This is a genomic window from Maricaulis sp., from assembly GCF_048270265.1.
In the GTDB taxonomy this organism is placed as follows: domain Bacteria; phylum Pseudomonadota; class Alphaproteobacteria; order Caulobacterales; family Maricaulaceae; genus Maricaulis.
Map to the genome: position 1 here is coordinate 13,285 of NZ_JBLWTD010000012.1, position 14,051 is coordinate 27,335.

14 protein-coding genes are annotated in these 14,051 nt (G+C 63.0%); 1 reads left to right on the forward strand and 13 read right to left on the reverse strand.

Annotated features, from left to right (window positions below; all coding sequences use genetic code 11):
* Positions 1–60: 60 nt before the first annotated feature.
* Together ACN0YF_RS08230 and ACN0YF_RS08235 are read right to left on the reverse strand one after the other, a co-directional pair.
* Positions 61–684, reverse strand: coding sequence for a LysE family translocator (locus ACN0YF_RS08230; RefSeq protein ID WP_417494015.1), 624 nt, complete (start codon positions 682–684; stop codon positions 61–63).
* A complete protein-coding gene (locus tag ACN0YF_RS08235) occupies positions 681–1,337 on the reverse strand; it encodes a TetR/AcrR family transcriptional regulator (RefSeq protein ID WP_417494016.1) in 657 nt (218 codons plus the stop codon). The genes ACN0YF_RS08230 and ACN0YF_RS08235 overlap by 4 nt, the downstream gene beginning before the upstream one ends.
* Positions 1,338–1,442: 105 nt before the next feature.
* On the opposite strand from ACN0YF_RS08235, the gene ACN0YF_RS08240 reads away from it, so the two are divergent.
* Positions 1,443–2,198, forward strand: a complete 756-nt coding sequence (locus tag ACN0YF_RS08240) for a CPBP family intramembrane glutamic endopeptidase (RefSeq protein WP_417494017.1) — start codon at positions 1,443–1,445, stop codon at positions 2,196–2,198.
* Between the two features lie 12 nt (positions 2,199–2,210).
* On the opposite strand, the gene ACN0YF_RS08245 is transcribed toward ACN0YF_RS08240, so the two are convergent.
* From ACN0YF_RS08245 to mutM, 11 genes are all read right to left on the reverse strand, one after another.
* Positions 2,211–2,942, reverse strand: a complete 732-nt coding sequence (locus ACN0YF_RS08245; protein ID WP_417494018.1) for a peptidase — start codon at positions 2,940–2,942, stop codon at positions 2,211–2,213.
* A 33-nt stretch (positions 2,943–2,975) separates the two neighbouring features.
* Entirely contained in the window at positions 2,976–3,776 is an 801-nt protein-coding gene (locus ACN0YF_RS08250) for a transglutaminase family protein (protein WP_417494019.1), read from the reverse strand.
* Between the two features lie 4 nt (positions 3,777–3,780).
* Complete coding sequence (locus ACN0YF_RS08255; RefSeq protein WP_417494020.1) at positions 3,781–4,722, reverse strand: alpha-E domain-containing protein; 942 nt, start codon at positions 4,720–4,722, stop codon at positions 3,781–3,783.
* A gap of 2 nt (positions 4,723–4,724) precedes the next feature.
* Positions 4,725–6,122, reverse strand: a complete 1,398-nt coding sequence (locus ACN0YF_RS08260) for a circularly permuted type 2 ATP-grasp protein (RefSeq protein WP_417494063.1) — start codon at positions 6,120–6,122, stop codon at positions 4,725–4,727.
* 310 nt (positions 6,123–6,432) lie between these two features.
* Positions 6,433–7,623 carry a DNA replication/repair protein RecF gene (gene recF, locus ACN0YF_RS08265; RefSeq protein WP_417494021.1) on the reverse strand — a complete coding sequence of 397 codons (1,191 nt, stop codon included), beginning with the start codon at positions 7,621–7,623 and terminating at the stop codon, positions 6,433–6,435.
* Positions 7,620–8,738, reverse strand: coding sequence for a DNA polymerase III subunit beta (gene dnaN / locus ACN0YF_RS08270; protein ID WP_417481348.1), 1,119 nt, complete (start codon positions 8,736–8,738; stop codon positions 7,620–7,622). Before dnaN ends, recF begins: the two co-directional genes overlap by 4 nt.
* A 144-nt stretch (positions 8,739–8,882) precedes the next feature.
* Complete coding sequence (gene dnaA / locus ACN0YF_RS08275; RefSeq protein WP_417494022.1) at positions 8,883–10,310, reverse strand: chromosomal replication initiator protein DnaA; 1,428 nt, start codon at positions 10,308–10,310, stop codon at positions 8,883–8,885.
* Positions 10,311–10,808: 498 nt separating this feature from the next.
* Positions 10,809–11,075, reverse strand: coding sequence for a 30S ribosomal protein S20 (gene rpsT, locus ACN0YF_RS08280; RefSeq protein ID WP_417481346.1), 267 nt, complete (start codon positions 11,073–11,075; stop codon positions 10,809–10,811).
* A 108-nt stretch (positions 11,076–11,183) separates the two neighbouring features.
* On the reverse strand, positions 11,184–11,960 hold the full coding sequence (locus tag ACN0YF_RS08285; RefSeq protein WP_417494023.1) for an enoyl-CoA hydratase: 777 nt from the start codon (positions 11,958–11,960) through the stop codon (positions 11,184–11,186).
* A 117-nt stretch (positions 11,961–12,077) separates the two neighbouring features.
* Entirely contained in the window at positions 12,078–13,019 is a 942-nt protein-coding gene (locus ACN0YF_RS08290; RefSeq protein WP_417494024.1) for a TraB/GumN family protein, read from the reverse strand.
* Between the two features lie 100 nt (positions 13,020–13,119).
* Positions 13,120–13,983 (reverse strand): bifunctional DNA-formamidopyrimidine glycosylase/DNA-(apurinic or apyrimidinic site) lyase, encoded by an 864-nt coding sequence (gene mutM, locus ACN0YF_RS08295; protein ID WP_417494025.1) that lies wholly within the window; start codon positions 13,981–13,983, stop codon positions 13,120–13,122.
* Positions 13,984–14,051: the final 68 nt, after the last annotated feature.

Sequence of the window (14,051 nt, forward strand, 5' to 3'; positions counted from 1 at the left end):
TTGTTTGTACCGCACACGGAGTCCCATGGCCATACGCGCGCGCACGCGCGAGTCTATCTGTCAGCGCAACAGCAGCACGACCGCAATCGCCAGCATGACGGTGCCGGTCAGCACGTCGGCACCGCGGCGCACGGAAGGTGTTTTCAGCCAGTCACGCGCCTTGTGCGCCGCGCCGATATAGGCCCCGGCCGTCGGCACGGCGAGGGCGAACATGATCAGCACCATCAGGACGTAAACCGACGGTGTGATCGCTTCGAGCGGAATGAAGGCCGGCACCAGGGTGAGATAGAAAACGATCGGTTTGGGATTGGACAACGGCATCGCCAGTCCGGCGAGATAGGTGCCGGCCCAGCCCCGTTTCGAGCCCGCCGCAAACACCGGCTTCGGGCGCGCGCCCGTCCAGGCGCTCCAATATGCCGTGCCGGCCATCCACAACAGATATCCAGCCCCGACCAGCTTGGCCACGAGCCAGACCGCGCCCAGCTGTTGCGCCGCCGCGGACAGCCCGGTCACCGCCAGCGTGAACCAGAAAATATCCCCCGTCAGAATCCCGACCCCGTACATCGCCGCATGCCACGGGCCTGCATCCAGCGTGCGCGCGACCATGGCCGCAATACCCGGGCCGGGCGTCACGAAAAGGATCAATAATGCTCCAGCGAACAGGAAAAGGTTTTCAGCGCTCATGCCGGCGCCTGTACGGGTGGAGCGGTCAGATAGCCGTAAATCGCATCGGCCATCGCTGCGGTGAACTCCTCGTCGGACATGGTCAGGGCGAAGGCCGGACCGTCCTGGGGATAGAGCGCGCGCTCGATCAGCGAGGTGTTGAGGAGATAGGTGACGATTTCCGCCGCCTCGCGCCGGCCGGAGATCGAGACCTCGTCGCCGAAATGCTCGATCAATGCCAGGGAGGATGCAACCGCCATCTCGAGAAAAGCCTCCCACTCATCACCGACCAGATCCGGTCGCAGGCGGGCATAGAGATGCGCCGCGCGGACGAGATGGGCTTCAGCGGTAAGGAACTTCCAGCCCTGCGACACCATCTGCCGCAAGGCGGTGCGCAGCCCGTCCTCCGGCTCCAGCGCCAGCTTCCCCGACGGGCTGGCGGCAAATTGCGTCACCCGCGCGGCGTAAAGTTCGAAAATGACCGGGATCAGGGCATCGCGATTTTCGAAACGGCGATAGACGGTCCCGACCGACAGGCCGGCCTCGGCCGCCAGATCGGCGATCGAGATATCCTCGAAACTGCGCTGGCGCAGCAAATGCTCCAGCGCGGCAACCAGCTTGTCCCGCGTCAATTTCGACCGCGACTGCTTGGCCGGCCTCTCCCCTTGACTCATCTGCGCCTTGTCCATTATGTGAATGTGAATTCGCATTCCGCTTTATAACATCGGACACTGATGGTCCGAACGGGTCAAGTCGCAATTTGCGAGAGGATGGGCAAGATGGATTTCTCAAGTCTGGCGATCGAACACACCATCGGCATCGGCCTCATCCTGGCGCTGCTGGCGTGGAATGCGCTCACAGAAGAGGCCGGAAAAGCCGCGATCCGGGACCCGGCACAGCCAGACGCCCGCCTGCGCATCTACAACAAGGCCATGATCTCGCTCTGGCTTCTCGCCATTGCCTGCATGGTGCTCTGGCTACGCTCGGGGACAACGCTGCCGGAGCTTGGCCTGCGCGCCGGCGGAGGCTGGCGAACCCTCCTCAGCTGGGCAATCGTCGGGGCGATCTCTGCCTATATGGTTGCCTCTCTCCTGCAGGCCCGGTTTTCCCGCACGGCGCGGACCAGGCTGCGCGAGCAATTGAGTCAGCCCGGCGATTACGGCCTCATCCATCCGGAGACGCCGCGTGAGCACAGGCGTTTCATCTGGCTGGCCGTCACCGCCGGCATCACCGAGGAAATCCTGTTCCGCGGTTTCCTGATTGGGGTGCTGAGCCTGATTGTTCCGCTCTGGCTGGCAGCCCTTCTCGCCGCGGGCATCTTCATTCTCGGACACGCCTATCAGGGTGTGCAGGGCATGGTCGGCCTCCTGCCGATCACTGGCATTCTCACCCTCGTCTATGTTGTTGGCGATTCAATATGGCCCGCTATCGCTCTGCACATCGTCGTCGATGTGGTCGCCGGCCTGTTGTTCCGTATCAGCGATCAGTTCGCCGACGCCGATGCCGAGGCCGGGATTGCGGCGGCGAGCCCATAGAGGGCTACCCGGTCAGAACTTGAATTTCGGCAGCGAATGAAACGCGGTGCGCAGGGCCTCGCTCCAGCCTGAGGATATCTCGGTGTAATAGGCATCATCCTGCTCGATCCGCCGTTCCTCGCCGACCTGCAGACTGTCGATTTCATACACTTGAAGATCGAGCGGCATGCCGACCGAGAGGTTTGCTTTCAGCGTCGAGTCGAAGGACAGAATCAGCAGTTTCACCGCATCCTCGAACGACATGTCGCTGTCATAGGCGCGCAGCAGGATCGGGCGGCCATACTTGGTCTCGCCGGTCTGGAAGAAAGGCGTGTCCTCGCTCGCCTCAATGAAATTGCCTTCCGGATAGACGAGGAAAAGCCTCGGCTCCATGCCGGCAATCTGGCCACCGACAATCATCGTCGCGCCGAATTTGGTTTCCGCCTCCGGCGCCTCACCGGCATGGACGCGGACCTGTTCGCGCAGGGTCTCGCCGATCAGGGTCGCGACCTGGAACATGGTCGGGGCTTCCAGAATGCTCGGCTTGCGATCTGCGGGCACCTTGGAACGCTCGTCAAGCAGGCTGACGACCGCCTGGGTCGTCGCCAGATTGCCGGCCGTCATGATGGTGATCACCCGCTCGCCCGGTGTCGACCAAGTGAACATCTTGCGGAAGACGGAAACATTGTCGATGCCGGCATTGGTCCGCGAGTCCGACATGAAGATCAGCCCGCGATCAAGCCGCATGCCAACGCAATAGGTCATGGAATCACCCTCCGGAACGAGACTGCGCCAGCGTTACTGCTGCACTTGCAGCGACACAATCATCGATTCCGTCCCGCCACCGAAAACCACGCCGGAAACCGGTGCCGCCTCGCGATAATCAAGCCCGGTCGCAATGCGGACATAGCGTTCATCCGGCGCGATGCAATTGGAGACATCGAAGCCAACCCAACCCAGCCCCTCGATATGCGCCTCGGCCCAGGCATGGCTCGCCTCCTGGTCGATCCGGTCATTCATCATCAGATAGCCGCTGACATAGCGGGCCGGAAAGCCGAGCTCCCGCGCCACCGATATGAAGACCTGGGCATGGTCCTGGCAGACGCCATAACCCATGGCGATCGATTGCTCGACCGTGGTGGCGGCATGGGTTCCAGCCGTCTGGTAGGGCATGGCACCGGCGATCAGTTGCGACAGCGCGTGCAGTTTGTCGAGCGGTTCGCGGCCATCATTGGCCAACGGTGCCAACAAGGCCGCAACGCCCGCTCCGGGACGTGTGAGCTCGGTCTGGCGCAGGAAATACCACAGCGGGGCCGGACCATTGTGCGGGCCGAGCACACCGGCGGTGTCGCGCGTCTCGACCTCGCCCTCGCAGGTGATGCTGACAAAATGGGCATCGGGGTCGACACTGATCAGATCCACCAGATTGAGGTGCTGATCGTGGAACATCACCTCCTCGCGCCCGCCGGCGATCCGAACCGACCAGTCGTGGACTGTCTGGGTCGATGTGTTGACCGGCCGCAGGCGGATCTGCTGCAGCCCGTAGGGCACCGGCTCGCGATAATCATAGCGGGTATTGTGGCAAATCTTGAGACGCATTGATTTACTCGTAGAACCGGAAATCGATCTCGATCTGGGCCGCGAGCGCGTCATTGCTCTCGCGGAAATCGACCAGGAATTCATGCAGGCCCGTCTGGAAAACCTGTTCAATCGTTTGCCCGCGCAAACGGGTCATCATGGTTTCCGCCATCACCTGGCTCGGTTTCGATGCTTCGGCATCAGGACAGAGGGCGCGCAGGTTATGGGTGAATTTTTCGACGCAATAGATCAGCGAGCGCGGCATTTGCCGGTCGAGGATCAAGAAATCGGCGATGTCTCGGGGCGTGGTCTCGCCACCATGAATCCAGTTGAAGGCGCGCTCGGCCGAGGCAGAGCGAAGGATGGTCTCCCACTGCACATTGTCGAGCGAGGAGCCGACATAGGAGGTGGACGGGAGCAGGACATAATATTTCACGTCGAGGATGCGAGCCATATTGTCGGCGCGCTCGATGAAACTTCCCAGCCGCGCAAAGCGGAAGATATCATTGCGCAACATGGTGCCATGCAGGGCGGCGCGAACCAGCGCGCCCTGTTGCCGGATGCTGGCCAGAACATTGGGCAAGGCCGCCGCCGGCACAGGGTTTTCGAGAACCTGCTTCAACACGAGCCAGGCTCCGTTCATCGCCTCCCAGACTTCCCGCGTCAGCGCGGTGCGTACCATGCGGGCATTGTTCCGCGCCGCCTCGATCGAGGACATCACGCTTGAGGGATTGCCGGAGTCGCGCAGCAGGAAGTCCGTCACCTGCTCGGTCTCATAGCTCTCATACTGTTCGCAATAGGCCTGGGAACACCCGGCTGTGGTGACAATCGAGGCCCATTCCGTCGCATTGGAACTGGTGCGCGTCAGCGACATACGAAAGCCGGCCTCAACCAGCCGCGCGGTATTCTCGCTGCGCTCGAGATGGCGGAACATCCAGAACAGGCCGGAGGCTGTTTTTCCAAGCATGCTCAGTCCTCCAGAATCCAGGTGTCTTTGGTGCCGCCGCCCTGGCTGGAATTGACGACCAGCGAGCCCGCCTTCATCGCCACGCGGGTCAGCCCGCCCGGGGTGATATCGATCCGGTCCGGAGAGACCATCACGAAGGGGCGCAGGTCGACATGGCGCGGCGCCAGACCCGAATTGGTCAGGATCGGCACAGTCGACAGGGCCAGGGTCGGTTGGGCGATATAGGCCCCTGGACGGGCCTGAAGCTTGCGCCTGAACGCCGCCAGCTCGGCCTTGCTCGCGGCCGGGCCAACCAGCATGCCATAGCCGCCCGAGCCATGGACCTCCTTGACCACCAGTTCTGCAAGATGCTCGAGCACATAGGCAAGGGCATCGGGCTCGGAACAGCGCCAGGTCGGCACATTCTTGAGAATGGCGGTCTCGCCGGTGTAGAATTCGATGATGTCCGGCATGTAGGAATAAACCGCCTTGTCATCGGCAACCCCGGTGCCCGGCGCATTGACGATGGTGATGCCGCCGGCACGGTAGACATCCATGATCCCCGGCACACCCAGCATGGAATCGGGCCGGAAATTCAGCGGGTCGAGATAGTCGTCATCCACCCGCCGGTAGAGCACATCGATGGGCTCATAGCCGCGCGTGGTGCGCATGGCGACGCGGCCATTGACCACCCGGAGGTCATGACCCTCCACCAGCTCCGCACCCATCTGCTCGGCCAGGAAAGCGTGTTCGAAATAGGCCGAGTTGTGCAAACCCGGCGTCAGCACCGCGATCACCGGCCGGCCGGTGCAGGCGGGCGGCGCACTCTTGGACAGAGATCGCCGCAGAGTCATCGGATAATCGCTGACGGAGCGCACCCGGATCCGGGAAAACAGCTCCGGGAACATGTTGAGCATGGTTTCGCGGTTTTCCAGCATGTAGGAAACGCCCGACGGGGTGCGGGCATTGTCCTCGAGCACGAAGAAATCATCCTTGCCGGTGCGCACCAGATCGACGCCGACGATGTGGGTATAGACGCCACCGGGCGGATTCACGCCGAGCATCTTGGGCAGGAAGGCATCATTGCGGGCGATCAGGCTGGCGGGGATGCGGCCGGCGCGAATGATCTCCTGGCCATGATAGATATCGTGCAGGAAGGCGTTGATCGCGCGCACGCGCTGCTCGATCCCCTTGGTCAACCGGTTCCATTCGCGCGCCGAGATGATGCGCGGCACCAGGTCGAAGGGGATCAGGCGCTCATCGGCGGCCTCCTGGCCATAGACATTGAAGGTGATCCCGGTCCGGCGGAAAAACGCCTCGGCCTCGCGGGCCTTGCGACGCAAGGCCGAGCGGTCGACCGTATTCATCCAGGCGGCGTATTCGGCATAGGGCTCGTGCGGTGCACCGTTGCCATCAAGCATTTCATCGAAGAACAAGCGATGTCTCCCGGTTTCAGCACGCGCGCGCAACGGCCCGATCGGGCCGGCGACATGCCGGATCTGACTGTGACGACGCCAATTCTTGCCGCGAAGAGGCTGACTTGCGACCGCCGGTCAAGCCGCGTTCATGGCGCGGCGTCTGGTGACGGCAAATCGGTGGCCTGCATTCCCAACGCGCTGGCTTGACGCAAACGGGGCTGATTTTTCCGGCATTTTCATACCGGTCTCCCCTCACCCCCGAGGCGTAGCAAATTACTACCGTGTCTGTTGTTTTCAGGCAAGAGCTGGCCGGTCAGGCAGTCCCGCCGGATTCGTCGGGGAACAGACCCGCCTCCCGCACTCGCAGGAATTGCGCCTGTCCCGCGAAGGGTTCGAACAGGACTCGCTCGACGCCCGTCAGCCAGGCCTGGGACCCGGTGGCGAGAATTTCGCGCGCCAGCCCTTCCCGGCGCGACGCATCCAGATGGGCGCAGGCCTCGTCGAAAAGAAGCAGGGGCGCGATCGAGTTCCGGGCCGCGAGAACGCGGGCCTGGGCCAGCGCCAGGGTGAGGATCAGCGCCTTCTGCTCGCCGGTCGAACAATCACCGGCTGGCTGATCCTTGTCGCGATGGCGGGTCACAAGCTCGGTGCGATGGGGGCCCCGGGTCAGGGTCCGGCCGACGGCGCCGTCACGGCCGCGCCCTTCGCGCAGAGCCTGGGCGAAATTGTCCTCGGCCTCCGAGGCCGCGGCGCCGGCCGCGAGGTCTGCCTCAACGGCGCCGTCCAGCGCCAGATCGGCCTGCGGGAAGGCGCCTTCCGGGCGGGCGTCGATTTCCGCCTGCAGCCGGATCAGGGCTTCCAGCCGCGCCGCCGCCACGGCCACACCATGGCCGGCCATCTCGGTTTCGAGCGCCGCGACCCAGGCCGGATCGGCGCGGCCATCATCGAGCAGTCTCTGCCGCCGCACCCGGGCCTTCTCATAGGCCGTCGCAGCCTCGGCATGGGCCGGATCCGCTGCATAGACGAGACGGTCGAGAAATTTCAGACGATCGGCGCGCGGCCCGGCGAACAGCCGGTCCTGGGCCGGGGTCAGCCAGATCATCGGGACCAGTCGCGACAATTCAGCCTGCTGTACCGGGTCGCCGTCGATACGGGTTTCACGCCGTCCGCCGGCACGGGCGCCAACGCCGATCCTGAAACGGCCATCATAGGTATCGATTTCCGCGAACACGGCCCAGGCGTCCGCGGCAACGCCATCCTGCTTGCGGGCGACACCGTCAGCCCCGGCCGAACGCATGCCGCGTCCCGGAGCCAGGAATGACAGGGCCTCAAGCAGATTGGTCTTGCCCGATCCGTTCTCGCCAAACAGGACCACTGGCCGCGCATCGACTTCCAGGTCGAGCGCGGCATAGCAACGAAAATCGGTAAGCCGCAAACGACGAACCGCCGCCGGGACAACCGGCGGCGGTGAATTCATGTCGTCTGTGCCAGCCGGTTTGCTCACACCCGCAGCGGCATCAACACATAAAGCGCATCAGGATCACCGCTATCGGTGACCAGGGCCGGAGAGGCGGCATCGGCGAAGTGGAACTGCGCCTGGTCGCCCTCGATCTGCGAGGCCACGTCCAGCATGTAGCGGGCGTTAAAACCGATCGCGAAGCCTTCATCGCTATAGGACACGGCCAGTTCTTCCTCGGCCTGTCCGCTCTCGGGATTGTTGACCGCCAGGGTCAGCGTGTCCTGACCCAGCGACAGCTTCACCGAACGTGATTTTTCCATCGAGATGGTGGCAACACGATCAACGGCCTCGGCGAAACGCTTGTTCTCGACCGACATCATGCGGGTATTGCCGCGCGGAATGACGCGCTCATAATCCGGGAAGGCGCCATCGATGAGTTTCGAGGTCAGCACGGCCCGGCCGAGACGGAAGCGGATCTTGCCCTCGGACACCGAAATCTCGACATCGTCGCTGGCATCCTCGATCAGGCGGCGGATTTCCTGCACGGTCTTGCGCGGGACGATCACGCCGGGCATGCCGGCTGCACCATCGGGCAGATCAACCTCTGCCAGGGCGAGCCGGACGCCGTCGGTAGCAACGGCACGCAAGGTCTTGCGGCCAGCCTCGTCAGCGGCATGGAAATGGATGCCGTTGAGATAATACCGCGTTTCCTCGGTCGAGATCGCGAACTTGGTCTTGTCGATCAAACGCGCCAGGGCCGCAGCCGGCAGCGAGAAACTATGCTCGAGATCCTCGGTCGGCATGACCGGGAAATCACCCGGCGGAAGCGAGGGCAGCGAGAAGTTCGACCGTCCGGCCTTGAGGGTCAGACGCGGATCCTCGCCGCTCATTTCCAGCGTCACGTCAGCGCCGTCAGGGATTTTGCGCGTAATGTCATAGAGGGTGTGGGCCGGTGCCGTGACCATGCCTTCACCTTCACAGCGCGCCTCGGCCGTCTCAAGGATTTCGATGTCGAGATCCGTGGCCGCGAAACTTGCGCCATTGGGCCCGGCTGAAATCAGCACATTCGACAGAATTGGAATGGTGTTGCGCTTTTCGACCACGGCCTGAACATGGCCAAGGGCCTTGAGGAGCGTAGCGCGCTCGATCGTCAGCTTCATATCTCGCGTTCCGCTTTGACGTCTTCATGAGCCGGTGCCGGCTGGCAAATCAGCTGGCACCGAAAAGGGTGGGTAAAAGAGGATACATGAAAAAACACAACCGCAAGAGAATTATCCAGCCGCGGACGCATTTTCCAGCGGAAATCAGTCCCGCAGCTCCCGGGTCAGGCAATCAACATCCTGGCCGATCGGGTCCCCGGCTTCGATCATCGCGGTGATCTTGTTGACGGCGTGGATTACCGTCGAGTGATCGCGGCCGCCAAAACGGCGTCCGATATCGGGCAGGGAACGCGTGGTCAGCGTCTTGGCCAGATACATCGCGACATGGCGCGGGCGGACAACACTCTGGGTCCGGCGCTTGGAGCAGATATCCGTCGTGGTCACGCCGAAATGTGTCGCGACGGCCTTCTGGATCTCGTCAACGGTCAGACGTTTTTCCGCGCTCAGCGACAGGTCGCGCAGGGCAGTCGAAACCGCCTCCATCGTCACCGGCAGCCCCAGCAGCGCTGTGCGGCAGATCACGTTGTTGAGCACACCTTCCAGCTCGCGCGGGCCGGTCGTGATGCGGGCCGCGAGAAAATCGCGCACCGGCTCCGACACGTTCAGCACCGGATAGTGGCATTTCGCCTGGGCGATCTTGCAATCGAGAATCTGGCGCCGCAGATCGAGATCCGGCTTGCTCAACGGGCAGGCCAGGCCACCGGTCAACAGCGAGCGCAGACGGTCATCGGCGATCGCCAGCTCGGCAGGCGGACGATGCGAGGCCAGAACGACCTGCTTGTTCTCGGCGATCAGTGCCGCAATCGTGTGGAGGAATTCATCCTCGGTCTTCGGCTTGCCGGCGATGAAATGCACATCATCGATCAGGAGGTAGTCCACACCGCGGACCGTCTCCTTGAAGGTGATGGTGTCGCGCGCCCGCATCGCGGTCACAAATCCCGAGAGGAATTCCTCGGCGGTCAGGTAGAGCGCCTTGCGCGGCTTGGGCGCCTGGGCGACGGCACTCGCCACGGCGTGCATGAGGTGCGTCTTGCCGACGCCGTAATCGCCGTAGAAGAAAACCGGATTGAAGGGCGGGCGCGCTGCAGAGACGATGCTCCGCGCGGCGGCGGCGGCGACTTCATTGGCCGGGCCGACCCGGAAGGAATCGAAGCTGAAGCGCGGCTCGATCACATCTTCGCGCTTCGCAGCCGTTTCGGCCGGCTTGCCTGCAGACTTCGGCTGAGGCACGGGTTCGCGCACAACGTCCACTTGCGGCTCAACCTCACCATCGGCCAGCACGAGAAGATCGCGGCGAACGGAATCCAGCTCTGCCCAGATGGCACGAATTCGGGCACCGGCATGATCCTCGATCCAGTCACGATTGAAGGTGCTCGGCGCGACAATGATGATCATGCCGGCGTCCGACATGCGGACGCGCAAACGGGCTATTTCCTGAGAGTAAAGGGCATCACCAAGCTCAACGCGCAGGCGGGCGCGAACGGCGCGCCAAATGGCTGCAATTTCGGCTGCAGCCTGGGTCTCGAATGAGGCTGCCTTGGTATCGGAAACTGCAAGTTTTTTATATGCCATTGTTCGCCACACTTGTGATTTGCCCCACGTCGAGGTGAGAGCTAGGTGTTTGTTATTATGGCACAATCCCCCCTCAACGACACGCCGCCCTGCCGTGTCGAAACCGGAATATTATCCGTATAGGATTGATCGCCCTCAGAGCCTCAAAGGTTACCGCTTCCGTAAAAACGGTCAACAGGATTCAACGCCCGGATTTTGAGATTCTTCGCTTGACACGGGAAATCCTTGACCGGAGCGAAGCTTGGCAAATGCGATATATTTTTATGACGTCGGATGGTTCAATTTCACCACGAAAAGCCCCCTGGAAACCGGGCACGGGTTGGCATGAAAACGGCTGCGGCAACAGCTCCGTATCAGGAATATTATATGAGCAGCGTATGAGCAGCGGACGCACCATCGGGGCCCCGATCACATCGCCAGCCGGAAAGCAGTGCCAAAAAAAATACGCCCGGGACGCGAGTCCCGGGCGTATTGATTGCATTCAACTGTCGTTCGAAATCAGGCGGCCATCGCCTTGATCCGGGCCGACAGGCGCGAAACCTTGCGCGAGCTCGTGTTCTTGTGGAACACGCCCTTGCTGACCGCACGCATCATTTCTGATTCCGCGGTGACCAGTGCCGCGCGGGCAACAGCCTGATCGCCGGCGGCGATCGCAAGTTCGACCTTTTTAACATAGGTCCGGACGCGCGAACGCCGGGCTTTGTTAACAGCAGTGCGGCGCGCGATCTTGCGGACCATTTTCTTGGCCGAGCTTGTATTGGCCATGGGTTCTAACCTCTTCATGCGACCGGGACCGGAGCCCGATTAAATCCGTGAGCGGCGGCGTATAGGCCCTAGAAGCCGGGGCGTCAACTGCCCCTGCCGCCAGTTCGACTAACGATGCTTGAAATGTGCAGCGCGCTTCTCGGCGAAGGCTGCCATGCCCTCACTCTGATCTTCCAGGGCAAATTGCGACTGGAACACCCGGCGCTCGAAGCGCACGCCTTCCGTCAGGCCGATCTCGAAGGCACGGTTGACCGCTTCCTTCGTCATCATGGCGACCGGCAGGGATTTGACCGCAATCGCCTCGGCAGCTTCCATGGCGACGTCGAGCAGATCCTCGGCCGGCACGACGCGCGAGACCAGTCCGGCACGCTCAGCCTCTTCGGCATCCATCATGCGGCCCGTCAGGCACATATCCATTGCCTTGGCCTTGCCGACGGCACGTGGCAGCCGCTGGGTGCCACCGGAACCGGGCATGACGCCGAGATTGATCTCGGGCTGACCGAATTTGGCTGTCTGCGAGGCAATGATGAAATCACACATCATGGCGATCTCGCAGCCGCCGCCGAGGGCATAGCCGGAAACCGCAGCGATGATCGGCTTGCGGAAGCGGGCCACCGACTCCCAGGTCTCGGCGAAGGGGTCGTGCATGTAGAGGCCGACGAAATCGCGAGCCTGCAATTCCTTGATGTCGGCGCCGGCTGCGAAGGCTTTCTTCGAGCCGGTCAACACGACACAGCCGATACCGGCATCCTTCTCGAAGGCGGCCAGTACCGTCGCAAGTTCTGTCGTCAGCTCATCGCACAGGGCGTTGAGAGCTTCCGGGCGCGAGAAGGTAATTACCCCGACGCGACCCTCGGTCTTTACCTGAATCGTCTTGTAAGCCATGTCGGCGCTCCGTATGCGGCGCGGGGGTCCGCGCTGAAAAAACCGCGCCGCTATAACGCAGACCGGACCGGCGGTCGATACCGGTAACAGGCCGAGAGTCAGGCGGCGGATGCCAAGCTATTGGCGGGTCACGATAATGCCGGATTCCCGCAACAATTCGACAACACCGTTATCGCCGCTGAGGTGCGCAGCCCCCACAGCCACAAAAACAGTGCCTTCGCCGTCGAGCAGAGCCTGGATCTGAGGCACCCAGTCGCGATTGCGCTGAACGATCAAAGCCTCATACATCTCCGGTGTTTGCTCGCGCATATCCGCGTTCACGATCCGGTCGATCGTCTCGATATCGCCCGCAGCCCAGGCCCGCACCATCTCGTCGAGCATGGCCGGCGTGCGCTCCATTTCGCGCAGACCTTCGGCAAAACCGGCGACCTGCACCGAGTCCGGGAGGTCGGCGAGAACGCGAACCTGCTGCTCGGCGGTTTCGAAATAGCCGAGCTCGACGTCTGTGCCGGCAACAGCTGCGAGCAGGGCTTTCTCGGCCCCGGCCTCGGGATCAAGCCCCAGCACCTGCATCTGCGCGACCGAGAGAACGATCTGCGCCAGCCAGGGCCGCATCGGCTCTAGCATTTCCGGCGTCGCACCGACGGTCGGCGCCACGCGGGCCAGCAAGGCCCGGGCCTCGGCATCCAGCATCGAGGACAGGGTCACACCTTGCGGGTTCAGTCCCAGTTCAACGACCAGCGCCTGCATCCGGGCCTGCGCCTCGGCACCCTGCACATCGGCTTCGAGATACAGGGCGTCGGCGTTCGCCAGATGCTCGCGCATCGTGTCGGTCTGCCAGTCAAGGCTGGGGGGAAGAAGGTGGAATGTGCCGAACAGGTAGATATCGGAATCCGCGTCCGAGAGGTGCCACATGGCCGGCCTAGCCTCGAGCCCCGAATAGTCGACCAGTTGCGCCTGGGCCGGGCTGAGGGCGCCGGCGAATGCAAGGCCGGCAGCGCCGAGCAGGGCGCCAGCGGCCGAGGTCAGCCGGGAGTAGAAAGGTTTGGAACGACGCATAGGGAAACTCCGGATCAGGTCGAGGACAAGCAAGGGATACTATCCGGCTTTGCACGAATTGCGGCAGGGACTGACTGCGCCCGCGTCCCGCTGTCCGGAATCAGCGCTGGCAGGCGGGGCAGTAGAAGGTCGAGCGGCCCGCCTGGACGATCCGCTGGATCTCGCCGCTGCAGTCCGGCGTCGAGCAGGGCACGCCTTCGCGGCCATAGGCGCTGAACCGGTGCTGGAAATAGCCCAGGGCGCCATCCGCCCCCGCGAAATCCTTCAGGGTCGAACCGCCGGCAGCAATTGCCTCCTCGATCACTTCGCGAACCGACCGGGCCAGGCGCTCCGCGCGAACGCCCGGGATGGTCCGCGCCTCGCGCCGCGGACTGATCCCGCTGCGATGCAGCGCCTCACAGACATAGATATTGCCCAGTCCGGCGACGACACGCTGGTCGAGCAGCGCCGATTTGACCGGTGTGCGCTTGCCGGCCAGCGCCTCCCCCAGCGCTGCGCCGGAGAACGCGTTGGACGTCGGTTCGGGACCAAGCCCGGCCAGGTTGGGCTGCTCGTCCTCGGCGTCCGTCGGAAAGATGAGCATGAAACCAAAGCGGCGGGGGTCATTATAGCGAACCGTCACACCGCCCTCGATCTCGAACACGACATGATCATGTTTCGGATTGGCCGGCGCGGCATGGACAAAATCACCCGGCTGCGCGGCATCCTCGCCAGCCTCGATCGAGAAGCGGCCGGACATCCCGAGATGGACCAGCAGGGTCTCCTCCTCCGCCAGACGCAACAGGAGGTATTTCGCTCGCCGGTCGATCTGCTCGATCCGCCGGCCGCCCAGACGGCGCGCCATATCCTCCGGGAAGGGAAAGCGCAGATTGGCGCGATTGAGCGTCACGCGCTCGATCAGGCGTCCTTGCATGGCCGGGATCAGGCCGGCACGGACGGTTTCGACTTCGGGAAGCTCAGGCACCGCATGCTCCTTGTGACTGCCAGGCGCGCACGGGCATGGCCGCTGACATGAGTTCCTCATATCGCACT

What these genes read in the sequence shown, in the direction of transcription:
- ACN0YF_RS08230 (WP_417494015.1), bottom strand. Translation starts at nt 684, where the DNA reads ATGAGCGCTGAAAACCTTTTCCTGTTCGCTGGAGCATTATTGATCCTT.
- ACN0YF_RS08235 (WP_417494016.1), bottom strand. Translation starts at nt 1,337, where the DNA reads ATGAGTCAAGGGGAGAGGCCGGCCAAGCAGTCGCGGTCGAAATTGACG.
- ACN0YF_RS08240 (WP_417494017.1), top strand. Translation starts at nt 1,443, where the DNA reads ATGGATTTCTCAAGTCTGGCGATCGAACACACCATCGGCATCGGCCTC.
- ACN0YF_RS08245 (WP_417494018.1), bottom strand. Translation starts at nt 2,942, where the DNA reads ATGACCTATTGCGTTGGCATGCGGCTTGATCGCGGGCTGATCTTCATG.
- ACN0YF_RS08250 (WP_417494019.1), bottom strand. Translation starts at nt 3,776, where the DNA reads ATGCGTCTCAAGATTTGCCACAATACCCGCTATGATTATCGCGAGCCG.
- ACN0YF_RS08255 (WP_417494020.1), bottom strand. Translation starts at nt 4,722, where the DNA reads ATGCTTGGAAAAACAGCCTCCGGCCTGTTCTGGATGTTCCGCCATCTC.
- ACN0YF_RS08260 (WP_417494063.1), bottom strand. Translation starts at nt 6,122, where the DNA reads ATGCTTGATGGCAACGGTGCACCGCACGAGCCCTATGCCGAATACGCC.
- dnaN (WP_417481348.1), bottom strand. Translation starts at nt 8,738, where the DNA reads ATGAAGCTGACGATCGAGCGCGCTACGCTCCTCAAGGCCCTTGGCCAT.
- dnaA (WP_417494022.1), bottom strand. Translation starts at nt 10,310, where the DNA reads ATGGCATATAAAAAACTTGCAGTTTCCGATACCAAGGCAGCCTCATTC.
- rpsT (WP_417481346.1), bottom strand. Translation starts at nt 11,075, where the DNA reads ATGGCCAATACAAGCTCGGCCAAGAAAATGGTCCGCAAGATCGCGCGC.
- ACN0YF_RS08285 (WP_417494023.1), bottom strand. Translation starts at nt 11,960, where the DNA reads ATGGCTTACAAGACGATTCAGGTAAAGACCGAGGGTCGCGTCGGGGTA.
- ACN0YF_RS08290 (WP_417494024.1), bottom strand. Translation starts at nt 13,019, where the DNA reads ATGCGTCGTTCCAAACCTTTCTACTCCCGGCTGACCTCGGCCGCTGGC.